20 protein-coding genes are annotated in these 24,339 nt (G+C 63.5%); 9 read left to right on the forward strand and 11 right to left on the reverse strand.

Translation table 11 applies throughout. From position 1 onward, the window contains the following. Positions 1 to 22 precede the first annotated feature (22 nt). Complete coding sequence (locus I7X13_RS10455) at positions 23 to 493, reverse strand: YdeI/OmpD-associated family protein (protein WP_198075426.1); 471 nt, start codon at positions 491 to 493, stop codon at positions 23 to 25. 78 nt (positions 494 to 571) lie between these two features. Then, a complete protein-coding gene (locus I7X13_RS10460) occupies positions 572 to 1,978 on the reverse strand; it encodes a glycosyltransferase family 4 protein (protein WP_198075427.1) in 1,407 nt (468 codons plus the stop codon). Positions 1,979 to 2,201: 223 nt separating this feature from the next. Here I7X13_RS10460 and I7X13_RS10465 point away from each other — a divergent pair, with 223 nt between their 5' ends. Continuing rightward, positions 2,202 to 4,685 (forward strand): glycoside hydrolase family 31 protein, encoded by a 2,484-nt coding sequence (locus I7X13_RS10465; RefSeq protein ID WP_198075428.1) that lies wholly within the window; start codon positions 2,202 to 2,204, stop codon positions 4,683 to 4,685. A gap of 72 nt (positions 4,686 to 4,757) precedes the next feature. Here the strand turns inward: I7X13_RS10465 and I7X13_RS10470 are convergent, their stop codons facing one another. Further along, positions 4,758 to 5,153, reverse strand: a complete 396-nt coding sequence (locus I7X13_RS10470; RefSeq protein WP_198075429.1) for a hypothetical protein — start codon at positions 5,151 to 5,153, stop codon at positions 4,758 to 4,760. 380 nt (positions 5,154 to 5,533) lie between these two features. Between I7X13_RS10470 and I7X13_RS10475 the strand changes: the two genes are divergently transcribed. Further along, positions 5,534 to 6,100 carry a hypothetical protein gene (locus I7X13_RS10475; protein WP_198075430.1) on the forward strand — a complete coding sequence of 189 codons (567 nt, stop codon included), beginning with the start codon at positions 5,534 to 5,536 and terminating at the stop codon, positions 6,098 to 6,100. A gap of 71 nt (positions 6,101 to 6,171) precedes the next feature. Here the strand turns inward: I7X13_RS10475 and I7X13_RS10480 are convergent, their stop codons facing one another. Continuing rightward, on the reverse strand, positions 6,172 to 6,873 hold the full coding sequence (locus I7X13_RS10480; RefSeq protein ID WP_198075431.1) for a PepSY-associated TM helix domain-containing protein: 702 nt from the start codon (positions 6,871 to 6,873) through the stop codon (positions 6,172 to 6,174). Further along, on the reverse strand, positions 6,863 to 8,389 hold the full coding sequence (locus tag I7X13_RS10485) for a DUF2271 domain-containing protein (RefSeq protein WP_198075432.1): 1,527 nt from the start codon (positions 8,387 to 8,389) through the stop codon (positions 6,863 to 6,865). The genes I7X13_RS10480 and I7X13_RS10485 overlap by 11 nt, the downstream gene beginning before the upstream one ends. 209 nt (positions 8,390 to 8,598) lie before the next feature. Between I7X13_RS10485 and I7X13_RS10490 the strand changes: the two genes are divergently transcribed. Together I7X13_RS10490 and I7X13_RS10495 are read left to right on the forward strand one after the other, a co-directional pair. Next, positions 8,599 to 9,714: a mandelate racemase/muconate lactonizing enzyme family protein gene (locus I7X13_RS10490; RefSeq protein WP_198075433.1), complete on the forward strand. Its 1,116-nt coding sequence runs from the start codon at positions 8,599 to 8,601 to the stop codon at positions 9,712 to 9,714. Further along, positions 9,714 to 10,952, forward strand: coding sequence for a serine hydrolase (locus tag I7X13_RS10495; protein ID WP_198075434.1), 1,239 nt, complete (start codon positions 9,714 to 9,716; stop codon positions 10,950 to 10,952). The genes I7X13_RS10490 and I7X13_RS10495 overlap by 1 nt, the downstream gene beginning before the upstream one ends. Before the next feature lie 32 nt (positions 10,953 to 10,984). On the opposite strand, the gene I7X13_RS10500 is transcribed toward I7X13_RS10495, so the two are convergent. Next, the gene (locus tag I7X13_RS10500; RefSeq protein WP_198075435.1) at positions 10,985 to 13,453 is read right to left on the reverse strand and encodes a reprolysin-like metallopeptidase; all 2,469 of its coding nucleotides are present in this window, start codon (positions 13,451 to 13,453) and stop codon (positions 10,985 to 10,987) included. Between the two features lie 331 nt (positions 13,454 to 13,784). Further along, positions 13,785 to 14,201 carry a thiol-disulfide oxidoreductase DCC family protein gene (locus tag I7X13_RS10505; RefSeq protein ID WP_198075436.1) on the reverse strand — a complete coding sequence of 139 codons (417 nt, stop codon included), beginning with the start codon at positions 14,199 to 14,201 and terminating at the stop codon, positions 13,785 to 13,787. Between the two features lie 191 nt (positions 14,202 to 14,392). On the opposite strand from I7X13_RS10505, the gene I7X13_RS10510 reads away from it, so the two are divergent. The 3 genes from I7X13_RS10510 to I7X13_RS10520 all read left to right on the forward strand — a co-directional run bounded on the left by I7X13_RS10510 (position 14,393) and on the right by I7X13_RS10520 (position 16,857). Continuing rightward, complete coding sequence (locus I7X13_RS10510) at positions 14,393 to 14,764, forward strand: hypothetical protein (protein WP_198075437.1); 372 nt, start codon at positions 14,393 to 14,395, stop codon at positions 14,762 to 14,764. 159 nt (positions 14,765 to 14,923) lie between these two features. Beyond that, positions 14,924 to 16,480 carry an HTTM domain-containing protein gene (locus I7X13_RS10515; protein WP_198075438.1) on the forward strand — a complete coding sequence of 519 codons (1,557 nt, stop codon included), beginning with the start codon at positions 14,924 to 14,926 and terminating at the stop codon, positions 16,478 to 16,480. A 98-nt stretch (positions 16,481 to 16,578) separates the two neighbouring features. Then, the gene (locus tag I7X13_RS10520; RefSeq protein WP_198075439.1) at positions 16,579 to 16,857 is read left to right on the forward strand and encodes a hypothetical protein; all 279 of its coding nucleotides are present in this window, start codon (positions 16,579 to 16,581) and stop codon (positions 16,855 to 16,857) included. Between the two features lie 76 nt (positions 16,858 to 16,933). On the opposite strand, the gene I7X13_RS10525 is transcribed toward I7X13_RS10520, so the two are convergent. Beyond that, a complete protein-coding gene (locus I7X13_RS10525; protein ID WP_198075440.1) occupies positions 16,934 to 18,094 on the reverse strand; it encodes an esterase/lipase family protein in 1,161 nt (386 codons plus the stop codon). A gap of 112 nt (positions 18,095 to 18,206) precedes the next feature. Between I7X13_RS10525 and I7X13_RS10530 the strand changes: the two genes are divergently transcribed. Both I7X13_RS10530 and I7X13_RS10535 read left to right on the forward strand, forming a co-directional pair. Next, positions 18,207 to 18,545 carry a hypothetical protein gene (locus tag I7X13_RS10530; RefSeq protein ID WP_198075441.1) on the forward strand — a complete coding sequence of 113 codons (339 nt, stop codon included), beginning with the start codon at positions 18,207 to 18,209 and terminating at the stop codon, positions 18,543 to 18,545. Between the two features lie 201 nt (positions 18,546 to 18,746). Then, complete coding sequence (locus tag I7X13_RS10535) at positions 18,747 to 19,841, forward strand: MBL fold metallo-hydrolase (RefSeq protein ID WP_198075442.1); 1,095 nt, start codon at positions 18,747 to 18,749, stop codon at positions 19,839 to 19,841. 155 nt (positions 19,842 to 19,996) lie between these two features. Here I7X13_RS10535 and I7X13_RS10540 read toward each other — a convergent pair whose 3' ends face one another. From I7X13_RS10540 to I7X13_RS10550, 3 genes are all read right to left on the reverse strand, one after another. Next, positions 19,997 to 20,626 carry a flavin reductase family protein gene (locus I7X13_RS10540; RefSeq protein WP_198075443.1) on the reverse strand — a complete coding sequence of 210 codons (630 nt, stop codon included), beginning with the start codon at positions 20,624 to 20,626 and terminating at the stop codon, positions 19,997 to 19,999. A gap of 104 nt (positions 20,627 to 20,730) precedes the next feature. Further along, positions 20,731 to 22,227, reverse strand: coding sequence for a M28 family peptidase (locus I7X13_RS10545; RefSeq protein WP_198075444.1), 1,497 nt, complete (start codon positions 22,225 to 22,227; stop codon positions 20,731 to 20,733). Between the two features lie 53 nt (positions 22,228 to 22,280). Next, a complete protein-coding gene (locus I7X13_RS10550) occupies positions 22,281 to 24,299 on the reverse strand; it encodes an alpha/beta hydrolase family protein (protein WP_198075445.1) in 2,019 nt (672 codons plus the stop codon). Between the last annotated feature and the right edge of the window lie 40 nt (positions 24,300 to 24,339).

Raw genomic sequence — 24,339 nt, forward strand, 5'->3', positions numbered from 1 at the left:
GGTGAGGTTTCATCGCATGAGTTTACGGCCGCTTGCGGCCCTGGCCCAACAGTTCCAGGGTTTCGGCTAGGCGTTTGGCGCGGGTTTCGGGGCGTTTGGCGCCTTCCAGCCAGCGCACGAACTCGCGCTGGTGGGTGTAGGCCAGCTTGTCAAAGTAGGCAGCGGCTTTGGGGTTGGTGGCCAGCTGCTCGGAAAGGTCGGCGGGGGCTTCCATTTTGCGCACGGCCGTGTCGTGGCGCATGGTCACGCGCACGGTGTCGCCGATGGTTTTGTCGAGAGCCTTGCGGATTTGCTTGAGGATGAGCAGGGCGTGGTGGCCGTCGCCGAGGGGTACGGCGCTGCCTTGGTAGGGGTAGCCGTCGAAGGTGACGTGTACCGGCAGCTGGCCGCGCTTGCCATACACCTCCGCTACCGAAAACGGTATCACGACGAATACGCCCGCATCGCCGTAGCCCGCTTCTAAAACTGCTTCAAATTCGTGTTCGGGCTGCATACGGGGCGGAGTTTTGGGGTTGAAAAAGGCTTGTTTCAACAAAGTAAACCATTCCCCGATGAAGCCACCGGGGCAGGCTTAGCCCAAAGCCACTTCGCCCAATGCGTGCTGCACGGCGGCCTCGTCGTCGGCCGCCACCACGCGCACTTTGCCAGCAGCGTCCTCATACAGAGCCAGCAGGCGGCGGCGCAGGGCATCATCGGGCACCAGGATGAGGCGGGCGCGGCGCATGGCCATTCGCTCCATTTCGAGCTGGTAGCCGTGCTCGGCGGGGTTGGCCAGGTCGGTGGCTAGGCCGGCGAGGTAGAGCACCAGCGGTCGGCCCGAGCTATTCCGGATTTCCAGCGCCGCCAGCCAGGCCGGCCAATTAGGGGCGTAAATCACCCCAAAATCGGCGGCGCGGCCCCGCACCAGCTGCGCGGCCTGCCGGGCATACTGAATCATGCGAAAATTCAGGCCGTCGGGCCGGGGCTTGAGGATAGTGGGCGCGGCGGATTCGGCCGGGATAGGGGCGGGAGCGGGGGCTACCACTTCCGGCACTTCCGCATCAGCCGCTGGCGTGTGGGGCACGACATCGTCTTCGGGAGCCGAAATATCGGCGGCTTCCCCTGCTCCAATTTCTTCCGTGGTTTCCTGAAAAACAGCGGGGTGCTGCACGGCCGGCAGTTCCGGGTCGGGGTCGAAATTCAGGTCGCCGGCCTGCGGGTTGTGCCGGGGCTTGAGAGTGGAAGCTGAAATGGCAGGGGGGGCAGAAGCAGTGTCATTTAGCTGCTTGGAACGGGGTAATGCCGTCGTTTGCTCCGCACCTGCACTTTTCGCTAGTGCCAGCGGCCGGGGTGGGGCCGGGGGAGGCGGCGGGAAAAAGCCACCCGAGCCCGCCCCCAGATACGGCGCGGCCGGTGCCTGCCACTGGCCGGCTAGGTCGGGCGCATGAATGCCCGTCGGCCACTGGCTGCGGCCGGGAGCCGGGGGCGGCGGAGGGAGCGGAGTAGCCAAGAAGTTCGTCGGAGCCGGCGAGGCGGGCGCCGACGAAGCAGGCGACACAGTCGGCGCTGGCGTATCAGCCGGTTCCAGCTCGGCCAGCCCGATAATGCGCGATTGCAAGGCCGGTACGGCCATTTTCTTCCTCAACGGCAACGCTGGAAACACCTGCACGCCTGGCCCGTCCATCACCGTTGCCAACGCATCTGCCGGAGCTTCCGAAGCCGTCGTAACAGCCGCGGAGTTAGCCGCGACGGCCGTTTTTTTGGTAGCAGCAGTGGCCAGCGCTACCGAAGTGTCCGGCGAAGGCGAACTGTCGGCCGCTCTTTCTTCCGTGCCCTCACTTGCCGGCAGGTGCGGATAAACCGCCAGCACGGGCTGCTGCGCGGCAAGCTGGTACACCAGCGGCAGGGTGGGGGGCAGGGCCGCCCCGCCGAGCACGGCCACGGTGGGGTCGGCATCGTCCCAGGCCAGGAGCAGGACGGAAAATTCGGGCGGAGTCATGGGCACAGCGGGGCGGGAAATTCAATCAGCCAAAGCCTGCGGATGAAGCTCGGCCGTGAATCAACCCCCAATGCTACGGCAACGGGGCCGCATTTACCGAAAAAACTCGTTTAGCCGATTCAGAAAAAAGTATCTTGCGAACTTCATCCGCCGCCCACCGGCCCGGCTCAACGGGGTAGTCTGCTACGCCGCCCGGCCTTTGCCCTTTGCCTAAAAACGACTTATGAATTTCATTCAGGAAAATAATTACATGGTGAACGACCTGGCGGCCAAAAGCCACCAGGAGCATTATCCCGGCGAAATTATCCGCGTCGACGAGCTCGATGGCCACCGCTTTCTCTTCAATTGCCAGAACGGCGTGCGCCTGCTGCTGCATGTGCTCTCCGACAAAATCCTGCGTTTCCGCTACCTCACCGACGGCCCGCTCTCGCCCGACTTCTCCTACGCCGTGCCCGCCGATGCCGCCACCCGCCTGGCCCCGGCCCTGGTGGAGTTCCGCGAAAAGCCCGACCACTACCGCCTCACCACGGCGCGCCTTATCTGCATTATTCAGAAGGAAAACCTGAAAGTGCGGGTGCTCGACCGCTCCGGCACCATCCTGAGCGATGATGAAAAGGGCTTCCATTGGGAGTACGACTACGACACCGGCAACGACATCGTGAAGATGAGCAAGCAGGTGCCGCCCGGCGTGCACTACTACGGCCTCGGCGACAAGCCCGACAACATGAACCTGCGCGGCAAGCGCTTCACCAACTGGGGCTCCGATACCTACGGCTACGTGAAGGGCTCCGACCCGCTCTACAAGAACATCCCGTTCTACCACGTGCTGCACCAGAAAATTGCCCACGGCATTTTCTTCGACAATACCTTCAAGGCCAGCTTCGACTTCGCCGCCGAGCGCGCCGACGTGACCAGCTTCTGGGCCCAGGGCGGCGAGCTGAACTACTACTTCATCTATGGCCCCACGCTGATGGAGGTGACCGCGGAATACACCCTGCTCACTTGCCCTCCCGAGCTGCCGCCGCTCTGGACGCTGGGCTACCACCAGTGCAAGTGGAGCTACTACCCCGAGGCCAACGTGAAGGAAATCACCGACGGGCTGCGCAGCCGCAAGATTCCCTGCGATGCGCTCTACCTCGACATCGACTACATGGAGGGCTACCGCTGCTTCACCTGGAGCAAGTCGCATTTCCCCGAGCCCAAGCGCATGGTGCAGGAGCTGGCCGCCGACGGCTTCAAAACCATCGTCATCATCGACCCCGGCATCAAGATTGACCCCGAATATTCGGTCTATAAAGAAGGCGTGGCCAACGACTACTTCTGCCGCCGCGCCGATGGCCCGCTGATGAAGGGCTCCGTCTGGCCCGGCCTCTGCAACTTCCCCGATTTCACCGCGCCGCGCGTGCGCGAGTGGTGGGCCGGGCTGTTCAAAGAACTCATTCAGGACATCGGCGTGAAGGGCGTGTGGAACGATATGAACGAGCCCGCCGTGTTCGAGAAGGGCACCTTCCCGCCCGATGTGCGCTTCGAGTACGACGGCCACTGGGCCTCGCACCAGAAGGCCCACAACATCTACGGCATGCAAATGGCCCGCGCCACCAACGACGGCGTGAAGCGCTTCAGCTACCCCAACCGGCCCTTCACCATCACGCGCAGCACCTACAGCGGCGGCCAGCGCTACTCCTCGGGCTGGACCGGCGACAACATCGCCAGCTGGGAGCACCTCTGGCTGGCCAACATCCAGTGCCAGCGCCTGAGCATCTCGGGCTTCAGCTTCATCGGCTCCGACATCGGCGGCTTCGTGGACACGCCCACCGGTGAGCTGTATGCTCGCTGGATTGCGCTGGGGGCCTTCCACCCGTTCTTCCGCACCCATAGCTCCGGCGACCACGGCGACCAGGAGCCTTGGAGCTTCGGCGATACCGTGACCGACCTAGCCCGCCACTTCATCGAGCTGCGCTACCGCCTGCTGCCCTACATGTACACCGCCTTCTGGCAGTACGCCACCAAGGGCACGCCCATGCTGCGCCCGCTCACCTTCCTCGACCAGAACGACACCGAAACCTACCTGCGCATGGCCGAATTCGGCCTCGGCGACAACCTGCTGGTGTGCCCCATCACCCAGCCCGGCGCCGACGGCCGCTGGATGTACCTGCCCCGCGGCGATTGGTTCTACTACTGGACCGACACGCCCCAGGCAGGCGGCAGCGAAGTCTGGGCCGCCGCCGACCTCACCCGCATTCCCCTGTTCATCAAAGCCGGGGCCGTGGTGCCCATGCAGCCGGTGATGCAGTACGTGGGCGAAACCCCCGTCGAGCAGCTCACCCTGCACGTGTACTACAAAAACGGCACCGCCGAGAGCGTACTCTACGACGACGGTGGCGAAGGCTACGCCTACCTAGAAGGCCACAAAACCGTGCGCCGCTTCACCGTCACCGGCTCGGCCGAGGGCCTCGTCCTCACCCAAACCATCGAAGGCGACTACGTGCCCAGCTACGCCACCTACCGCGTGGTGCTGCACGGCCTGGCCGGCGCCGTTGAAGTAACTGCCGACGGGCAAGCTGCTGAAGTAACGGAAGAAGCGCTGGAAACGGGGTTGGTGCTGCCGGGCGTGGTGGTACCCGTTGGGTTTGGCGAGATACGCGTGAATGTGGTGCCGAGCGGGGTGGGGAAGGAGGAAGTTGCTTCAACTACTCCTGCTGCTTAGGTTTCTTGAGAATCTGAAACAGAAAAGGGCGCTTAGTAAAGCGCCCTTTTCATAAAATAATTAATTACTTTTTTAATATGAGGAATATTGAAAGTCTACCTCGCCAATCTTTAGTCGATTTACTAGTTGTTGATATTCTGTAGCCGTCAATGGACCATTAATCAGGAAAGCAAAATCAGGGTCCTGTGAATTCCATCCGTTGTCTTCTTTTACAGCAAACCAATAATATCCCGCTTTGGCTTCAATAAAAATATAGCCTGACGCGTAGCCAACTTTTGATACTTCTGGAAACCGTTCTACTATATCACCTTTTGGGGTTTTGTAGTAAAGTGTTTCGTAAGGCATACCTCCATCGGCGGTTACATAATACCCGTCGTGAATAGTTGTTTTGCGTGCTAATACATCAGCCAAGCAAGACGAGCAACTAAAAGCAAGAACTAAATACAGCAGAAGACGAATTGTTTGCATGAGGGATTAAAGGTGTAAATCCTTGATTTGTGTGCCAACTGCGGATGCTAAGACAAATAAACACAAACCGAAACAGGGCACTCCATGGGGTGCCCTGTTTCATTCCAGTCAACCTGAAAATTACCCCTGGGGCGGCACCGTATCGGCAGGCGGGGCGGGCGTGTCGGTCACCACATAGTCGTCGTACTTGCGGGCTTCGGTGGTGGCGTAGAGGGCCTTGCCGATGGAGGAAGCAGCTCTACCGAGCTGTCAGGGCGCTTCAACAAGATTTAATTTGAAATTACTTTGAAATACAAAGTGAATTAAATTCCTTTGTACTGTTCCCGGCCATCGGCCGCTGGCCCGGGCCGATTCGGTTCAATGTATTTCCCATTCATCCCATGACACTGCCCCTCAAAAACCTCACGCGCCTGGCGCTGGTCACCGCCTTCCTGCTGCTGATTCCGCTAGTGGCCATGCAGTTCACCAAAGAAGTGAACTGGACATTGTCTGATTTCGTGTTTGCCGGCGGCCTGGTGTTTGGCACCGGGCTGGCCTACCAACTCATTGCCAGCCAGGCCAACGGCCCTGCCTACCGCTTCGGCATCGGCCTGGCACTTGCAGCGGGCTTTCTGCTCATTTGGGTGAACGGGGCCGTGGGGCTTATCGGCAGCGAAAACAACCCGGCCAATTTGCTCTACGCCGGGGTGCTGGGCGTGGCCGCCGTTGGGGCGCTGCTGGCGCGTTTCCGGCCGCTGGGCATGGCCCGCGCGATGGTGGCGGCGGCACTCGCGCAAGTGGCGGTGCCGCTGCTGGCCCTGCTCATCTGGCGGCCCTGGTCTACCACGGCCGACGAAGCTTGGAACACCGCACAGGTACTGGGCGTGACGGGCATGTTCGTGGTACTGTGGGTGGGAGCGGCGCTGCTTTTCCGGCGAGCCGGAGCTACCGGTGTGCGGCCAGCATAACGCACATTATCGCAAACTACAAATTTGCGATAATGTGCTGTTTACCTACGTCTTTGCGCTGCGGGCCAGCCCTACGGTACCAGCAGCGCGTAGGCCAGGTAGCACAGCGCCCCGCCCACCACGGCCACCAGCAGGCCGCGCACCCGCTTGTTCTTCAGGAAAAACAGCATCACCAGCCCGCTGAGCGACACCAGGGTGAGGAAGCCGGCCGAGAGGTCGATGACCCAGCTCCACCCGGTGCCGCTGTCGCGGCCCTTGTGCAGGTCGTTGAGCACGGCCACCAGTCCCTGCCGCAATTCCGTTAGCTCGAAGGTGCCATCCTTGCGGTTGATGAAGGCGTCGGCGCTGTAGCCGGGGCCTTTGAAGGAGACGGCGCACTGCTCGTCCTCCATCCGGAATTCGCTCACGGCCCCGCGCAGGGCGTATTTGCTGCGCAGCAGCTCCACAATTTCCAGTTTTTTGATGCGGGCGGTATCGGGCACGTTCACCCAGGCGGCGGGCAGGGTGCCGGTGCGCTTGGTTTCGGCCTGCTGCCCGTCGAACCAGTCAGCGTGGTTCAGGGTGATGCCCGTAACCGAGAAAAACAGCACCACCAGAAAGCTCAGCATTGATAGATAGACGTGAAGCCAGCGCGACCACGCGGCCGTGCGTTTCTTCGCTACTGATTTCGGCTTGCTGGTGGGCTTGCTGGTGGGCGCCGCGCCGAAGGGCTGCCGGGGGATGGGCGTGGAGTCGTACCCGGTAGGGCCGTGCCCGGTAGGGTTACTGGCCATCGGTTTTCTTGCGGTAGTCCACGGCGGCCGAGGCTACTTCCTCGTTGGCGGGCAGGTCGAAATGCTGCGGCTTCTTGCTGTTGATTTCCTGCTTCATGAGCTGGTGGGTGCCGTGCTCGCGGGCCACTTCCACCATCAGCGTGTAGGTGCCCTGGGGCACGGGGTTGCCCTGGTCGTCCTTGCCGTCCCATTTCAGGGTGTACTTGCCCGCCGGGCGGGTGGCGCTGGTGGTGGAGCTGATGTTGTTATTGCCGGCCGCAAACTGGTCGTTGTACGCGGCGTACCAGGCGCTCATGTCGTGCAGCCAGCGGGGCTTGTTGTACCACAGCGCAATCTGCCGCACGGGCTTCTTCTTGCTATCCACCACCCACACGGCCACGAAGGGCCGGTGCACGCGCCCGCCGCCTGTGGGCGTGGCCAGCTCCAGGCTGAGGGCCACTTCGTAGCTGGGGTCCCAGGGTTTGTCTTTGGTAGGCATGGCCGGCGCTTTGGTCACGGCCGGGGCGGCGGTGCGCTCCAGTTTTTTCCAGCCGGCGCTTTCCAGCCGCTGGCCGTCGGCGGTGAGGAGCATGAATTCGGCTCCGGGCACGGCGGCCACCAGGGCCTGGCCTTCGGTGGGCGGCAGCACGTTGAGGGACGTAGCCAGCGCGCCGGCATCGGTGGCCTTATCGGCCACCACCGTGGCGCTGATGACCTCGCTAGCCGGGCGGCCCGTGCGCGGGTCGATGATGTGCGAGTACCAATGGCCGCCGATGAGCTCGCCGCGGCGGTAGTCGCCGCTGGTGGCAATGGTTTTGTCGCTCATCTGCAATTGCGCCACCGGGAGGTCGTTTTCGGCATCGGCCCGTGGGTTGCTCACGTTGATTTGCTCGGAGTGCTCGCCCCGCACCAGGATGTCGCCGCCGATGTTGAGCACCACGCCATTCACGCCCGGCGTCGCCAGCGCCGCGTCGGCGGCCTTGTTCATAATGTAGCTTTTGGCGAAGGAATTCAGCACCAATGGCGCGCTGCTGAGGCGCTGGGCAGTGTGGTTTTTCGCGTTCAGGATATAGTGTTGCTGGTGCACGGCGGCCACAGCGGCAGCAATTTCCGCTTCCGAAGGCTGGCGGTTCTGCTTCGCGGCTGAGCGCCAGAGCTGGCCCACAGTTTCGGCCGACGCATCGAGCGCGCCGTCGCTTTTCACTCGCCACTGCTCAAATAAGGCCAGCACTTCGTACAGCTCAGTTGATACGGCCACCGGCTTTTGCCCGGCCCGCAGCCAACGGCTGAACTCGCTGCTGGCGTCGTAGCCGCTGAGGATTTTATTCAGGCGGTCGACTTCGTGCAGGGCGGCGGTTTCGGCGCGGGCAGCGGGCTGGGCCGCGTCGGCGGCCACTTTCATTTCGAAGGAGGTGCCCAGCACGTTCTCGTAGTCGGATACATAAAGCTTGCTGGTGCGATGGGGCAGAAAAGCGGGAGTGCTGAGGGTGGCCAGCACCAGCGAAAGGCCGGCGATGCGGCGCTGAAATACATTCATTATCGGAGGAGAATTTATTTAATTGGTCGTGTGAGCCCGTCGCAAAAGCCGGTCGGGGTAGAGACGCATACCTGCGTCTTTACGCTCATCATGACGCGGTTCCGCACTGCAAAAGAAGGACCAGGCAGGCCAGCAGCCCACCGCCCGGGGCCTCCGCGTTGGTTTATCTCGACCAAGCGCCGTTATTCGTAGCCTAACCCACTGAATTCATGCCCGGCACCACCATCCAAGCCATCAGTATCTACAAGCTGCTTGTGCCGCTGCGCGAGCCGTTCGTCATTTCCCTCGGCCCGCTGCTGGCGGTGGAAAACCTCGTGGTGGTGCTGCGCACGGCCGATGGCCTCGTCGGCTACGGCGAGAGCAGCCCCTTCCTCACCATCAACGGCGAGAGCATAGACACCGGCTTCATTGTGGGCCAGTATTTTGCCCCGGCTCTGAAGGGCCGCGACGCGCTGGACCTACCGGGCTGCCTGGCCGAGCTGGACCGCATCATCTACGGCAACAGCAGCATCAAAAGCGCCTTCGACATTGCCCTGCACGACATTGCAGCGCAGCATGCCGGCCTGCCGCTCTACGAATTCTTGGGCGGCAAAAACGACAAAGTCCTCACCACCGACATGACCGTAAGCCTCGGCCCGGCCGAGAAAATGCGGGCCGATGCCGAGCAGTTTCAGCGGGAGGGCTTTCCGGCCATCAAAGTGAAGCTGGGGGGCGGGCTGGAAGAAGACGTGGAGCGCATCCGGGCCATCCGGGCCGGCATCGGCCCCACGCACCCGCTGCGCATCGATGCCAACCAGGGCTGGCAAACGGCCGACCGTGCCATTACCGTGTTGCAAGCCCTGGCCGAATTCAACATCGAGCACTGCGAAGAGCCCATCCTGCGCCAGCATTTCATGGAGCTGAGCCGGGTGCGGGCCGCTTCGCCCATTCCGATAATGGCCGACGAGAGCTGCGGCGACGAGCACGACGCCGCCCGCCTCATCCAGCTCCAGGCCTGCCAGATGCTCAATATCAAGCTGGGCAAGTCGTCCGGCTTTCATCGGGCTCAGAAAATAGCGAAGCTAGCTGAGGCCGCCGGCCTCACGCTGCAAGTGGGCGGCTTCCTCGAATCGCGCCTGGGCATGACGGCCGCCGCTCACCTGGCCCTGAGCAACCCCGCCATCCACCACTGCGATTTTGACACCCCGCTCATGTTTACCGCCGACCCCGTGGTGGGCGGCTTCCGCTACCGCCCCGGCGGCGTGATTGAGATGCCCACCGGCCCCGGCCTGGGCGCGACGATTGACGAGAGTTGGCTGCGGAAAGCGCCCCAAATCCATTTCTGATGCGAAGGAGCCTATTTGCCGGGGCGCTACTGGGTGCGCTGGCCCTGCTGAGCAGGCCCGCCGAGGCGCAATTTGGCCCGAATGCCCTGCGCCAAGTGCTGCGCCACGACACCGTGGGCCTGGCCCGCGTGCTGGCCCGGCCCGACCACTACCGCTTGCAAATCATCTACACCCGCATCCGGCGCGATGCGGCGGGGCAGCCGCATTTTCGCACCTCCCGCTACCACGTGCGGCCTCGCCAATATTTCTACCCGGCCAGCACCGTGAAGCTGGCCGCCGTGGCCCTGGCCCTGCAAAAGCTGCGCGCCCTGAATGCCGAGTATCCCGGCCTGAACCCCGACTCGCCTATGCTGACGGACTCGGCTTTCGCAGGCCAGACGCGGGTGCGACGCGACACCAGCGCCGCCGGCGGCCGGCCCACCGTGGGCAATTACCTGCGCAAAATTCTATTAGTAAGTGATAACGACGCCTTCAACCGGCTCTATGAGTTCGTCGGGCCGGAAGAGTTGAACCACGAGCTGGCCCGGCTGGGCCTGCGCCACACCCGCCTCGTGAACCGGCTCTCGGTGGGCGACCAGGAGCCCGGCAGCCGCCACACCAATCCTATCCGCTTCTTCGCCGACACGGCGGCCACCCAGCTGCTCTACGCCCAGCCGGCCGGTTACTTCGCCGGGCGCTGGCCCCGGCTGGGCCTGCGCGGCGAGGCCATCGGCCAGGCTTACATCAAAGGCGACCAGCAAGTGGCCGGTCCGCTGGATTTCAGTCAGAAAAATGCCTTCGCGCTGCCCGACCAGCAGCGGCTGCTCCGCACTATACTGTTTCCCGAAGCTGTGCCCGCCGCCCGCCGCCTGCGCCTCGCGCCCGACGACTATGCCCGGCTGCGCACGGCCATGGCGCAACTGCCGCGCGAAAGTGACCACCCGCGTTACGCCCCGGCCCAATTTCCGGATACCTACGCCAAATACCTGCTCGGCGGGGGCGGAATTGCCGCTTTGCCGCCGGGTGTGCGGGTGTTCAATAAAATCGGGCAGGCCTACGGGTTTCTTATCGACAACGCTTACATCCAGGACGAAGCCCACGGAGTGGAATTCCTGCTCAGCGCGGTACTGTACGTAAACGCCGACGGTGTGCTGAACGACGATAAGTACGAGTACGACACCATCGGCTTCCCCTTCCTGCGCGACCTGGGCCGCCGGGTGTACGAGGCCGAATGCCGCCGGGCACAACGTTCGAAGTAGTCCTGATAATGGAGCCTTTAGCTAGAAATTAGCTATTTTACCATTAGGCGCACGGCAGAGCCGTTGCCACGTACCACGTATAGGCCGGGGGCGAGGCCCGCCAGTTCCAGTTGCAGCGTACCGTTGCCGGCCTGCGTAGCCGTGCGCCGCACCCGGCCGGCCAGGTCGAGCACCTGAACCGGCTGGCCGGGGGCGAGGCCTGCCACCGTGACCGTGCCCGCCGACGGATTGGGCCACACCTGCAGCCGGGCGAGCGCGCCGGTGGTCACTGCCACCGCCCGTACCGGCGACAGGCTTTCGGGTCCGTTGTTGTCCAGCTGGCGGAGGCGGTAATACACCGTGGGGCCGGGGTAGGTGGCCAGCGCTGCATCGTCGAACTGATAGCTGTGGGGCATCGTGCTGCTGCCCTGGCCCGCCACCCAACCCAGGCGGCGGAACCCCGCGCCATCGGTGGAGGCTTCGACGGCAAAGCCGGCATTGTTTTTCTCCGAAGCCGTGTGCCAGTTCAGGCGCGCCGTGGGCCCGTGGGCTTCGGCCGTAAAGTCCGTCAGCTCCACCGGCAGGGAGGCCGTTAGGGTGATGTTTGCATTATTGATGGCGAAAAACACGTTGTTCAGCGCCTGGATTTTGAAGCGGCCCTGGGTCGTGTTCACGTTGGGGAGCTGCACCGCCTGGGTACCATCGTTGGGCGTGCTGGCCAGCAGCACGGTGGGAAAGGTCAGGCCCCCATCGGTCGAGAAAAGCACTTGCACGTTGGTGCAATTCACCGGGGCCTGGTCGGTGCCCAGCACGCTCCAGGTGAGGGCATAGGTGCTGCCGCCTACCGCCGAGAAGGCCGCGCTGGGGGCCGTCACAGTAAAGGGCCCGGCCGAGGCCACGGCCAGGGTCACGTTGGCACCCGCCACGCCGCTGTGGTTGTCGCGCGCCGTGAGGCGAAAATTGAGGGTACGTGCCACCTGGGGCAGGATTTCGCCCAGCGAAGCCGTGTTGGCCAATAGCGAGGTCAGGTTTGGAAACGTGCGGTCCGGGCTGGACACGGGCGCAAAGCTGCGGAACAGCGGCGGGCCCGAAACATCGGTGGCCGCGCCGGCCAGGCCGCTGGCGTTGCCCAGGTCCAGCTCTTCCCAGGAGTAGGTGAGGGCATCGCCGTTGGGGTCGGTGCCGCTGCCGGCCAGGGTGAAAGGAGTGCCCAGCGGAATGGTGTAGGTGTTGCTGGGCGGCACGCTCACGCTGGGCGGCTGGTTGCCGGTGGCCGTGAAGGTGCCGCAAGCAGTGCCCAAACTCGACGCGATGGCGCTCAGGCTGCCGGCGTGGAAATAAGGAATGCCTGACCCTACATTATCAGGTGCGCAGCGCGAGTCATACGACATAATGGTGTTGCCCGCGCCGGGCTCAAAGGCCAGCGCGGGGCTGCGGTTGCCGCCGCTGCAGTTGCCTTTGTCGCCGTTGAACGTGTGCTCCGAGCCGAGCTGATGGCCCATTTCGTGCGTCACAACAGTGGCCATCAGGCCGGGTGTGGACCCGGTGGAGGCTCCGCCTCCCTTATAAGGGTCGAAGCACGTCACGCCCACGTAGGCCACCCCGGAGTAGCCCCCGGACAGATAGCCCAGCACGTGCCCAATGTCGTAGTTGGCGCTGCCAATCACGGTATTGATGGAAGCGCGGCTTTCATCAATCATGGTGCCGGGGCTGCTGTTCGTGTAGGGGTCGGTAGCCGGGTCGGTGTAAATGAGCAGGTCGTTGTTGCCAATCAACTGAAGGCGTACAGCCAGCTCGCGCTCGTACACGGCGTTCAGGGCACTCACCAGCGCGACCAGGCGGGCCGTGGTGGTGGCCAGGTCGTTGTTGCCCAGCGCCGCGTTGCGATAAAACTCGCCGGTGGTGGCCAGGGCCAGGCGCAGCACGCGCAGCTGGCTACCATAGGGCGCGGGCGGTGCGGGCGGGGTACCTCCGGTGGGCCGCCGTGCCCGGCCCGGCACCGGCAAGGCCTGGCAGGCAAACTCCGGCAGCGCATCAGGGTGGCTCTGGTAGCGGTTGGCAATGCCAGGGGCCGCCTCAATGCTGTAGGCACTGGTAGAATCCAGCACCTGGGCGTGCAGGCCGGCGGGCGAAGTTTCGAGGCGCACCGAGGCGCTGGGCTCGTCCAGGCCGTGTCCGGCGTAGGTCTGAATCTGCGGATAGCGGGCCGCCAGGTCCGGGGCCATCACCGGCACTTTGGTGAGGGCAAAGCGGTGCAGCGTGCCATCGGGGTAGGGCAGTTCCAGGGTTACGGCTTCGGCGGGGCGGGTTTCGGCTGGGGCACTGGCCAGGCGGGCGTCCAGCTGCGCGGCATTGAGGGTAAACCAACTGCCGGCGTTTTTTTGGGCAGCCGCGCCACTGCGGGCGGCCGGTGCCGTAGCGGGCTGCCACAGCGGAGCAGGACTTTGGGCGCTGCCCACCCGGGCACCCAATAGTAGCGAAACAACCAGCGCAAAAGAAACCTTACCGTATCTGAAATCCATATGTATCAAGCATAGTCGGGCATTGTGCAATAATTATACAGTGCAAAACCACTATTGCATGCTGCCCCCACCAAATGAAGAGTAACGGGTTGCAAAATACAAGTCAGAAAGCGAAATGATTCTGTGACTGCATCACAAAGCCTACTCTTGCCACGGTGCCACACACGAAAGAACGTGCCAGTCAACATCTTTTTGTATCACCTGCTAATGAGATTATATAGTTTATATAAAATATTTATTTGTTGAAAAAAGTCAAAATAGCTTCTCGTTTAGAGCAGTCGTCCCAAGCCCGTATTTGCGTGAAGCTTATGCAATACATCCGGCGGTAGCCTTACAAAAACCGTGTTTTCAGGGCCGGAGTCGGCAGCATGCAGCTTTGCTGCCGGCCAAACCAGCGGTAGCGGTGCCGGGCCACGAAGCGGTATACGGCATCGCGCCAGGCGGCGGGCAGCGCCCGGCCCAGCGCCGCTAGCCGCCACCCGCCGCCCAGCCCTTCGGCAATGCGCAGCACGGCGGCCGAATGCGAGTACAGCCGCCCGCCGCTGAGCAGCAGCACCGACTCCGGCTCGGCCGCGACGGCGGCCGGCGCAAGGCCCTGAGCCAGCAGCAGCACGCGGCCCGCCTCGCTTTGCAGGGCCGCGAAGCGGAAGCGGCCCGCCGGGTCGTGGCGAATGACGAACTGCACAAAGCCGTTGCAGAGGTTGCACACGCCGTCGAACAGGATAATATCGGGAGCAGGGTTGGGCATGGACGGGGAGTTCGGGCGGTATGTGAAGGGCTAACGCGCGGCGCGGCCCGGGGTTGGCCCCGGCGTGAGCCGCTGTCGGGGAAGCAGCGCGCGGGCTTTATCCGTATTTACCCAGTTTGAAATAAGGGTTTATTCGCTGGTTGTGAGTTAGAAAAGGCGCGTATATCAGGCAAATCAATCCCTCAACCACTATGTTCACCAAAACGATTAACCGTTCATTTGCAGCGCTGATTCTGGGCGCGGCCCTGCTCGGCGCTTGCCAAAGCAAAAATTCCACCGACGAAACCAACAGCTCGGCCGGCAGCAGCACCGAAACCAGCACCAGCACGGAATCCAGCATGAGCACCGACTCGTCAGGCACAAATACGGGCAGCATGGGCACCGGCACCACCAGCGGCACGGCCGATGGCTCGGGCGGCGGCATGAATTCGAGCGCGGGCGGGGTCACGGGTGGTACTACGGGCAGCCGCAGTAACTCGAACAGCGGCACCACCACGGGCGGCTCCACCAGCGGCAACGGCTCTACTACTGGCACCACCGGCAGCACCACCGGCGGGCAGTAAGCCAGCCACCGTGCGCCGAAAGCCGGCCCTGGCCGGCGAATAAGCGTATGCGGGGGGTAAACCCGCACGGGCTACTTCACAGGGCGAAAAGGCGGGTCATGCGTGGCTGCCTTTTCGCCTTGTTATTTTTCAGGCCGGCGGCTGCCGGATTTTCGTTTTATGGAGGAAAACTATACGGGGTTTTGGGGCGTGCTGCGCCGGCCGTTCGTACTCGATTTGCGGGCGCTGGCGCTGCTGCGCGTGGCCACGGCGGCCGTGGTATTGCTCGATTTGGCCATTCGCAGCACCGACCTGGAGGCGCACTATGCCAACATGGGCGTGCTGCCGCTGGCAGTGCTGCACGACCATGTGTGGTCGGCCTATCAGTTTTCGCTGCATGCGGCCAGTGGGCTGTGGCAGGCGCAGGCGGGGCTGTTTTTGCTGGCGGCGGGGCTGGCGGTGCTGCTGCTGCTGGGCTACCACACGCGGCTGGCCACGGTGGCCTCGTGGGTGCTGCTGGTATCGGTGCAAAACCGCAACCCGCTCATCGGGCAGGGCGGCGATGACTTGCTGCGGATGTTGCTGTTCTGGGGCATGTTTCTGCCTTGGGGGCGGGTGTGGAGCTGGGACGCGCGCGACCGGCCAGCTCCCGCGCGGCTCGACTATTTCAGCGCCGCCACGGTGGCTTATGTGGTACAAATTGCGCTGCTGTACTGGTGCACCGCGCTGCTCAAAAACGGCCCCGAATGGACCCGGACCGGCACTGCCCTCTACTATGCCTTTAGCCTCGACCAGCTGCTGCTGCCCGGCGGCCGCCTGCTCTACCCGCACCCCGACCTGCTGCGCGGCCTCACCTTTGCCACGTACTACATGGAGCTGCTGCTGCCGTTTGCGCTGTTTTTGCCGGTGGGAGTGAAGTGGTGGCGGCTGATGGTGGTGGGCGTGCTGTTCGGGTTTCACCTCGGCATCAGCGTCACGCTGTACGTGGGCCTGTTTTTTATCATCAACATGGTTTCGCTACTGGGGCTGCTGCCGCCCACCGCGCTGGACTGGCTTACGGGCCGGGCTGCTCCGCACGTGGCCCGGGCCGCTGGCTGGCGCGCCCGGCTACCGGCCTGGCCGCTGCCGTGGCGCCTGCGCCTGGAGCGCACCCGCGAGCCTTCGGCCGGCAGCCGGCGGGTGCTGCGCGCCGTGCGCGAAACCTTCGTGGCCCTGACGCTGGCCTATGTGTGCTGGTGGAACCTCGATGATGTGGCCGTGCTACGCCCCACCGGCCGCCTGATGGTGGCCCCGGCGCGCTGGTTTGGGCTGTTGTTTCGGGTCGACCAGCACTGGGGCATGTTTGCGCCCGTGGTGTTCAAGGATGATGGCTGGTACCTCTTCGACGCCACCACTGCTGACAACCGCCACATCGACCTGAACCGGGCCGGGGCACCCATCGTCCATACCAAGCCGGCTGCGGTGGTGTCGTTGTTCAAAAACGACCGGTGGCGCAAGTATTCGGAGAACTACCTCTTCGTGAGCAACGCTTGGATGCGGCCTTATTACTGCAATTACCTGCTGCGCATCTGGCACGAAAACCCGGCCCATGCCCCGCTCACCCACCTTTCGATTGTGTACATGAAAGAAGTTTCGTTGCCTGACTACCGGGTGGCAAAGCCGGTGCGCGAGGTGCTTTGCGAGTGCGAGCCAGAGCCTGCGTCGACTCAGGACGATGCAAAAGTGCTTGATGAATAAGTATTTATCCGGATGAAAATCCGAATAAATCGCGCTGCTTGCTTCCGTATAAAAGAAGGCCTCCGGCAATTTTCATTCTCCCACTTTTTCTTACTCCTATGAAAAGCAAATGGATTTCGGTACTGACTGGCGTGCTGCTGTGCTCGTCGCTTAGCTTCTTCAGTTCCTGTACAACGTCAGAAAATGCCGGCACTACTTCGGGTTCGACCTCGGGAACAACCACGGATGGCACGACTACCGGTACAACCACTACCGGCACAACCACCACGGGCACAACGACCACCGGCACGACCACCACGGGCACAACAACCACTGGAACCACATCGGGCACCACCAGTGGTACTACGAGCGGCACCACCACGGGCACAACTACCTGATTGCCTACTCCAACTGCCAGTTAAAAAGCCGCATTCAAGAAGGGTGCGGCTTTTTCTCTTTTGGGAGATTTATGCCTCACGCCCATTGCTTGAGGTACTGAAAAACCTCGGGATGCGTGAGCAGGCCGCCGTGGTGCTGCTGGCCGAACACGGCCGTGCGCACACTGGTGCCGGCCGGCAGGGCGGCTTCATCGCCAAAGGTGGCGTGGCCGCGGGCACTGCCGTGGCCCACCAGCCCATCGCCAAAATACTCGCGCAGGGCCGAGGGCCGGGTGGCCCGCAGCCACGAGCCCATCAGAATGTGGTATTGCACGCCCGGTAGCGGCGGCACGGGCGTGCGCGGCGGCGTGAGGTCGTTGGCGTGGGCATCCTGCCAGTCTTCGTCCACCAGAATGGAGTAGCGCAAGTCCTTGATGCCGTTGCTGCGCTGGTTGAGGGCTTTGCTGAGAAAGCGGGTGGGAAACAGGTTGATGCGTTCCAGCAGCCGCGCCGTAAAGTGCGAGTTCTGTTCCAGCCACGAGCCGTCGTTGGGCGTGCCGATAAGGAAGATGGAACGCAGGTGGGCCAGCCAGGGTGCTAGTTGAGTTAAGAGTTGAGAGTTAGAAGTTAAAAGTTGGTTTTTATCTGGTGAATCTGGTTTTGGTGCGGTGGCTTTTAACTCTTCACTCTTAACCCCTGACTGGCTGCCATAGTAGCCCGCCGACCGGATAATGAGCCCGCCCATGCTGTGGCCCACCAGCACCAGCTCGCCGATGGCGTCGGGGTAGGTGTCGACCAGCTCGGTGAGCAGGCGGTTGAGCTCGCGGCCGTTTTCGGAGAGGTGCAGGCCGGAGTTGAAGCGCAGGTAGAGGGCGCGGCTGCGGGTTTCTTCGGCCAGGCGCGGGCCGTAGCGGCGGCTGCCGGGCGCATCCTGAAAACCGGTTTGCCAGATGAGCTCGTCGCCCATCAGGCCGTGGATGTAGACCACGGTTTTTTGGTGCGGCTCGGTGAGGCGCAGGGCGGCCACGGGCACGTCCTGCCCGCCACGCCGGAAGCTCATTTGAATGGCGCGCGGGTCGAAACGGGCCGCCAGCTGGTCGCCGAGGGCGCCGTTGAGCACGGGCAGAAAAAAATGCTGGTGCGCCTGGCCGGCCCGTACCACGTAGCTGGCCCCGCGCACGGGCAGCAGGGCCGCCCGCCCCACGGCCCCCAGGGCGCGACGGAAGCGGGAGGGCAGCTTGGGGTCAGAATCGGACATGGGCGGGCGGGAAATGGGCAGTATTACCCGAAAGTAGCGACGCCGCCGGTATTGCGTTGGCCTTCCGCCCGAAATCAACGTACTTTGCACCACCAATCCCAAGTACTACTTCATGAAGCTTTCCACTCGTCCCGTCCTGGCCCTGTTGCTGGGCACCGCCTTGGCGGCCTCGCTTTCGTCCTGCGATTACCGCTGGAGCCCCGGCCAAAACCCGCAGTTCAAACACGGTTTCACCAACGCCCCCGGCTGGCACAAATCAGACGTAGACCGCGACAGCATCAACAACCAGCAGCGCGTGGAGCCCGCCACGGGCACCGGCTCGGCCGCCGCCCTCAAAAAAGGCACCGTGAAAGAGCAGCTGGACTCGGCCCCGGCCGGTGCCAGCGCCTCCTCGCCCCAAACCGCCAGCGGCCAGATGGCCCCGGCCGACCAGGCGCAGGCCAAAAAATAGCGTTTGCCCTTACTTTTTTCAAAAAGCCCGCTGCCGCCTCGGTAGTGGGCTTTTTGCGTTCGGTCCAAGCAGAACCGTGGGCCAGGGGTAAGCGCCACTGTGGCAAAAAGGGGCCAACCCCGGGGCCGATATCGGCCGTAGTACCGGAGCTGCGCCAGCTTGGCGGGCGCCGGTTTTCCACTTCTTCTATCCCTTACCGCTATGCTTTCCAACGATGCCACCCGGGCCAACACGCCCGCTTTCACCGCCGTAGTGCCCGGCCTGAGCGTGCTGCGCGACGTATTTGTGAACCTGTACTACGCCTTCCCACAAGACCAGCCGCAAGGCCCCTGGGTGCTGATTGACGCGGGCCTGCCCGGCTCGGCAGACAAGATTAAAAAGCAGGCCGAAGCGCTGTTTGGGGCCAATATGCCGCCCGTTGCCATTCTGCTCACGCACGGGCATTTCGACCATGTGGGCGCTCTGCACGGGTTGCTTGAAGCCTGGCCCGACGTGCCCGTGTACGCGCATCCGCTGGAGGTGCCTTACCTCACGGGCCGCTCCAGCTACCCCGCGCCCGACCCCACCGTGGGCGGCGGCCTGATGTCCTACCTGTCGTTCGCCTACCCCAAGCACCCCTACAATTTTGGCGAGCGGGTGCTGGCCCTGCCCGCCGATGGCACCGTGCCCGGCCTGCCCGGCTGGCGCTGGGTGCACACGCCGGGGCATACGTTCGGGCACGTTTCTTTTTTCCGGGAGCACGACAAAATACTGGTGGCCGGCGACGCCTTCACCACCGTTTTTGCCGAGTCCGGCCTTAATACCTTCACGCAGAAGCAGGAGGTGCACGGACCGCCGGCCTACTTTACGCCGGACTGGGACGCCGCCCGCGCTTCCGTTGAGCTGCTGGCGCGGATGGAGCCCGAGGTCGCGGCCACCGGCCACGGCATTCCGATGCACGGCGAAACCCTGCGCACCCAGCTAGCCGATTTTGCAGCGCGGTTTGATGCCGTGGCTCGGCCCTCAACCGGCCGCTACGCCCAGCAGCCCGCTACGGCCGACAGCGGCGGCGTGACCTCGGTGCCGCCGCCCCTGGTGCAGCCCTGGCTGAAAGTGGCTGCCATTGCGGGCCTGGCCCTCGGGGCCGTGGCCCTGGCATCTGCCAGCCGCAGAAAAGCAAAAGGCAATTCCTCTCCCCATCGAAAGGGATTCAAAAGCCAGGACAACCGGGCACCACACCGTGCGGATGCTTCCGCTACGGGCGACCAGCGCTATTCCGGCACCGAAAGCCGCAAAATCGAGACGCAATATCCCTAGCATCTGAAACTACCGGGGACGCTCTGGCATTTCCGCTTTCAATCGTTTGTCGTCCCGAGCGCAGCGAAGGACCTTGTCACGTCAGTACAGGCGTGACAAGGTCCTTCGCTGCGCTCGGGACGACAGTCATTTTCCGCAGTTAGCACGCCATAATCCTACTCCGCCACCGGTGGCTGCCCCACGCGGGCGTAGCCGAAGCGCACGGGCGGCTGCACGGCGTGGTAGCCATCGAGGCCCGAGATGGTGGCCGTGCCCAGGGCCACGAGGTCGAGGGTGCCGTCGGGGCGCAGGGCTTCGTCGTGCAGGTACACGTGCTCTACGCGGCCCACCAGCAGCACGGTGCCGTTGCTGATGTGGTGTTCTTCGAGCAGCCGCAGGCCGATGCTCAGGGCACTTTCGGCCACGTAGGGCGCGGGAAAATCGTCACGGTATTCGGCCGTGAACCCGCAAGCATCGAATTCCGAAACAGTGTCCGGGAAGTTGGCCGAGGTGTGGTGCGCCTGGGCGGCCAGCGCCTCGGGCACGTGGTTGAGGGTGTAGCAGCCGCTGCTTTTGAGGTTGGCGTAGGTGTGGCGCGGCACGGTGGTGGGCCGCGTCACAATGCCCAGCAGGGCCGGGTCGGAACCCAGGTGCAGGGCCGAACTAAACACGGCCAGGTTGGTAGCGCCATCGGCCGCAGCCGTGCCCACCAGGTTAGCCGACTTGAAGCCCGGCAAACCGTTGACGAGGTTAAGGCGGTAGATTTTTTCGAAGCCGGCGATGTCTGCAGCGGTGAGGTGGCGCATGTGTCAGTTAGCAGTGTGCAATTAGCAGTGAACAGTGTGCAAGAAATGCTTTATCAACAAAGTTGTTCACTACTAACTGCACACTGCTAACTGTTCACTGAAATCTACCGTTCCAGCTTGAAGCCGGGCTCGCGGGCGGGTGGTGCCGTGCGGTTGGCCACGGCCCAGCCGGTGAGGTACATCCACTGCGTCATGCGCGTGAGTTTGGCGTAGTCGATGCGGCGGGCTTCGTCGCGGGGCGTGTGGTAGTCCACATGCAGCAGCGAGGTGTACATAATGGCCGGGATGCCCAGGCGGGCGTAGGGCAGGTGGTCGGAGCGGAAATACCAGCCTTCGGGGTGCGTGGGCTTGTCCCACTCGGTGTCGAGCTTGAATTTCGGGCCGGCCTGGTTGGCCGCCAGCGCGGTTTTCACGAGGTCGGAGGAGTTCAGGTGGGGCGGCGTGCTGCCCAGCAGGGCGGCGCTGTCGGGTGCGTTGCGGCCCATCATCTCCGCATTCAGCACCGCCACGATGGATGACTGCGGCACCGTGGGGTGGGCCGAAAAGTAGGTCGAGCCAATCAGCCCGCGCTCTTCCGAACCCTGGTACACGAACAGCGCCGAGCGCCGCCCCGGCTGCTGCTTAAAGGCCCGCATGATGGCCAGCAGGGCCGCGCAGCCCGTGGCGTTGTCGTCGGCGCCGTTGTAGATGGAATCGCCGGCCACGGGCGCGCGCACGCCGTCGTGGTCCTGGTGGGTGCTGAACAAGACGTACTCCTTCTTCAGCTGCGCATCGGTGCCGGGCATTTTGGCCACGATGTTGACCGATGGGTACTGGAAGCTTTCCACCTTTAGCTCGGTGGTGAACTGCTGGCCGGCCTGCTGCACCCAGCTGGCGGCACTGGCGGGCAGCCACACTACGGGCGGTGTGCTCACCACTTTGGTGCTGGCCGCGCCGGGCAGGCTATAGCGCCCCCGCTCATAAATGTGACTCCAATGGTCGTAGAGGGCCTGCGACGCCGCATCCGATACGAACACCACCGCCACCGCGCCGGCTTTCACCAGCTCGCCCGACTGCCCGGCAAACTTGCCAAACACGTAGCGCCGGTAGCTGATGCCGTCCGTCGGCGCCCCCGATATCTGCACGGCCACGGCCTTGCCTTTGATGTCGACTTTAGCCAGCTCCGCCGCCGAGCCAGTGCCCACATACACCAGCGGCGCGTTGATGCTGGCATTGGTAGGAGCCGTCACCGCGCCGTCTTCGTTTAGCTTAACATCGTGCGTGCCAATGCGGAGCGTGCTGCCCTTGCTCAGGCGGGTGCGCTGCAGGTTGAACCACTGGAAGTAAGTGCCGTCGTCGCCGGCAGGCAGCATGCCGGTGGCCCGAATCTGGTCGGCGAGCCACACGGAGGCTTTCAACTCATCGAGCGTGCCGCCCTCACGGCCCCGAAAATGGTCGTCGGCCAGCGCAAACAGGTCGCGCTTAATGTCGGCTTCGCGGATTGCGCTTTCGGGGTTGGCCGGTTTGGTGGCGGGCTTTTTTTGGGCCGGAGCCGCCAAGGGCGTAGCTAGCGCGATGATGGCGAGGAGCAGGCGGGCGGCAGCTTGGAAAGGTCTTTTCATGTGGGGTTAAATTCAGAGTAACCGGGTTTGTTCAGAAGCCCCTACGCCGTTCTTTATTTCAGATACTGGTCGAGCCAGTCCAGCCACAGCCGGTTCCACTCGGCGCTGCGCACGGGGTCGGACGGGACGTGGGCCGAAATGGGGAAGGCCACGAAGCGCACCGGTACGTGGTTGTCCTGCAAAGCGTGGTAGAGCTTGTAGGAGTTGGCAATGGGCACCCGGAAGTCGCCCACATTGTGGAGAATGAGCGTGGGCGTGCGCCAGCGCGTAGCCCGCGAAATGGGCGACTGCGCCCGGTAGTGGGCCAGGTTTTCGGCGCTAAGCCAGGGCGAGGGACCGTAGTGCCCAGCATTGGCAATGTTGTTGTCGCTCAGGTTGTAGCTGTCGAGCAGGTCGACTACTGAAGCGGCCGCCACCGCGCAGCGCCAGCGCCGCGACTCGCCCATCAGCCAGGCCGTCATAAAGCCCCCATACGAAGCCCCCGACAGCGCAATTCGGCTGGTATCGACCCAGCCGCGCTGCTCCAAGGCGGCAATGCCGGCCAGTACATCGCGCCCCGGCCCGGTTCCCGCATCGTCCCGAATGGCCCGCTGGAAGGCGTAGCCCAGATTGTCGCTCCCCCGGTAGTTGGGCTGAAATACTATGTAGCCGTGCGCCGCCACCGCCTGCCCCAGCCCATAAAACGCTGTTCGCGAGGCGTTCGAAGGGCCGCCGTGCATCATCAGCACCAGCGGGTACTTTTTGGCCGGGTCAAAATCGGGCGGGTAGGTGAGGACGCCATCGGGGTGCAGATTATCAGACTGCCATTCCACTGCTTCCATGCGGCCCAGGGCTAGCGCAGCGGTTTCGTGGTTGAAATCGGTGAGGCGGCGCGGGGAAGCGGTTGGCGAAGCCATATAATACAGCTCCGCCGGCCGGCCCGGCTCGTTGGCTGTGAGCGCCACGGCGTTACGGCGGCCCACGGCCATTTCCACCCAGTAACTGCCGTTGGGCGATACCGTGCCTAGCTTCAGCTTTTGGCTTTTGCCATTCAACTCCTGTTGCCAGATGGAAACCGTCGGGCCATCGTTGCCACCTACAAATAAGCTTTTGCCGTCCGGGCTCCAGATGGCCCGTTGCAGGTTGCGGTCGAGCGGGCGGCAGAGGTGGCGTGCGGGACCGCCGGTTGCGGGCACCACGTCAAATTCCAGCGACTCGAAATAGGGCGGCTCGCGGGGCGTCTGGTAGCTCAGCCAGCGGCCATCGGGCGAGTAGGCGGGCAAATCGACACGGTGGGGCGTGTTGGGTAGCTCACGCACCGCGCCCGTGGCCACATCCAGCGTGTACACGGCGGTTTCCTGGTCGCCGGTTTGGGCACTGGGACGCAGCACGCAGGCCAGCGTGCGGCCGTCGGGAGCCCAGAAGAAGGGGGCCGAAGAGTCGTCGGGCAGACTTAGCGGGCCGCTGGTGAGGCGGCGGGCGGGCTGCCCATCGGTAGCCGAAACCAGCCACAGGTGGTCGGGCGCGGGTGGCGCGGTGAGCGTCACGCTGCCATTGCCCACTTCGAAACTATCGTTGCCCCGGGCTATTTCGGCGGCGTTGGCCGGCGCATCGGCGGCTGAGTAGGCAAGGGCGGTGCCATCGGGGCTCCAGGCGTAAAGCTGCACATTGGCCACGGCCGTGGTGAGCTGACGGACGTCGCCGGAGGCCAAATTCTGCACGAAAAGCTGGGTATGCGCGTCCTTGCCCGTGCCGGTACGCGCCAGAAACGCCACCCGGTCGCCGGTGGGCGACCAGCGCGGCTGCTTCACGGTGGGCCGGTCGGCTACCATTACGCGCTGCCGGGCGGTAGCCACATCCACCAGCACCACTTCGGCATCGTGGCGGTTGTTGGCGAGGTTGGGCCGCGACACCACGACCAGAATGCTCTTGCCATCGGGCGAGAGCTGCGGGTCGCTCACATTCACCAGCCGGCTGATGTCGGCCAGTTCGAAGCGGCGCTGGGCGTGGCTGAGGCCGGGCTGGAGGAATAGCAGGGGCAGCAGCCAAAGGAACCGGGGTATCGGAAGCGGTTTAGATAGGATGCTTTTCATGGCCGAATTATTCAAATAAAAACGTCATGCTGAGCGCAGT

The sequence above is a fragment of the Hymenobacter negativus genome (genome assembly GCF_016056375.1).
GTDB lineage: Bacteria > Bacteroidota > Bacteroidia > Cytophagales > Hymenobacteraceae > Hymenobacter > Hymenobacter negativus_A.

Excerpts from the sequence above, each read along its gene's own strand:
- I7X13_RS10455 (WP_198075426.1), bottom strand. The coding sequence starts at position 493 with ATGCAGCCCGAACACGAATTTGAAGCAGTTTTAGAAGCGGGCTACGGC.
- I7X13_RS10460 (WP_198075427.1), bottom strand. The coding sequence starts at position 1,978 with ATGACTCCGCCCGAATTTTCCGTCCTGCTCCTGGCCTGGGACGATGCC.
- I7X13_RS10465 (WP_198075428.1), top strand. The coding sequence starts at position 2,202 with ATGAATTTCATTCAGGAAAATAATTACATGGTGAACGACCTGGCGGCC.
- I7X13_RS10470 (WP_198075429.1), bottom strand. The coding sequence starts at position 5,153 with ATGCAAACAATTCGTCTTCTGCTGTATTTAGTTCTTGCTTTTAGTTGC.
- I7X13_RS10475 (WP_198075430.1), top strand. The coding sequence starts at position 5,534 with ATGACACTGCCCCTCAAAAACCTCACGCGCCTGGCGCTGGTCACCGCC.
- I7X13_RS10480 (WP_198075431.1), bottom strand. The coding sequence starts at position 6,873 with ATGGCCAGTAACCCTACCGGGCACGGCCCTACCGGGTACGACTCCACG.
- I7X13_RS10485 (WP_198075432.1), bottom strand. The coding sequence starts at position 8,389 with ATGAATGTATTTCAGCGCCGCATCGCCGGCCTTTCGCTGGTGCTGGCC.
- I7X13_RS10490 (WP_198075433.1), top strand. The coding sequence starts at position 8,599 with ATGCCCGGCACCACCATCCAAGCCATCAGTATCTACAAGCTGCTTGTG.
- I7X13_RS10495 (WP_198075434.1), top strand. The coding sequence starts at position 9,714 with ATGCGAAGGAGCCTATTTGCCGGGGCGCTACTGGGTGCGCTGGCCCTG.
- I7X13_RS10500 (WP_198075435.1), bottom strand. The coding sequence starts at position 13,453 with ATGGATTTCAGATACGGTAAGGTTTCTTTTGCGCTGGTTGTTTCGCTA.
- I7X13_RS10505 (WP_198075436.1), bottom strand. The coding sequence starts at position 14,201 with ATGCCCAACCCTGCTCCCGATATTATCCTGTTCGACGGCGTGTGCAAC.
- I7X13_RS10510 (WP_198075437.1), top strand. The coding sequence starts at position 14,393 with ATGTTCACCAAAACGATTAACCGTTCATTTGCAGCGCTGATTCTGGGC.
- I7X13_RS10515 (WP_198075438.1), top strand. The coding sequence starts at position 14,924 with ATGGAGGAAAACTATACGGGGTTTTGGGGCGTGCTGCGCCGGCCGTTC.
- I7X13_RS10520 (WP_198075439.1), top strand. The coding sequence starts at position 16,579 with ATGAAAAGCAAATGGATTTCGGTACTGACTGGCGTGCTGCTGTGCTCG.
- I7X13_RS10525 (WP_198075440.1), bottom strand. The coding sequence starts at position 18,094 with ATGTCCGATTCTGACCCCAAGCTGCCCTCCCGCTTCCGTCGCGCCCTG.
- I7X13_RS10530 (WP_198075441.1), top strand. The coding sequence starts at position 18,207 with ATGAAGCTTTCCACTCGTCCCGTCCTGGCCCTGTTGCTGGGCACCGCC.
- I7X13_RS10535 (WP_198075442.1), top strand. The coding sequence starts at position 18,747 with ATGCTTTCCAACGATGCCACCCGGGCCAACACGCCCGCTTTCACCGCC.
- I7X13_RS10540 (WP_198075443.1), bottom strand. The coding sequence starts at position 20,626 with ATGCGCCACCTCACCGCTGCAGACATCGCCGGCTTCGAAAAAATCTAC.
- I7X13_RS10545 (WP_198075444.1), bottom strand. The coding sequence starts at position 22,227 with ATGAAAAGACCTTTCCAAGCTGCCGCCCGCCTGCTCCTCGCCATCATC.
- I7X13_RS10550 (WP_198075445.1), bottom strand. The coding sequence starts at position 24,299 with ATGAAAAGCATCCTATCTAAACCGCTTCCGATACCCCGGTTCCTTTGG.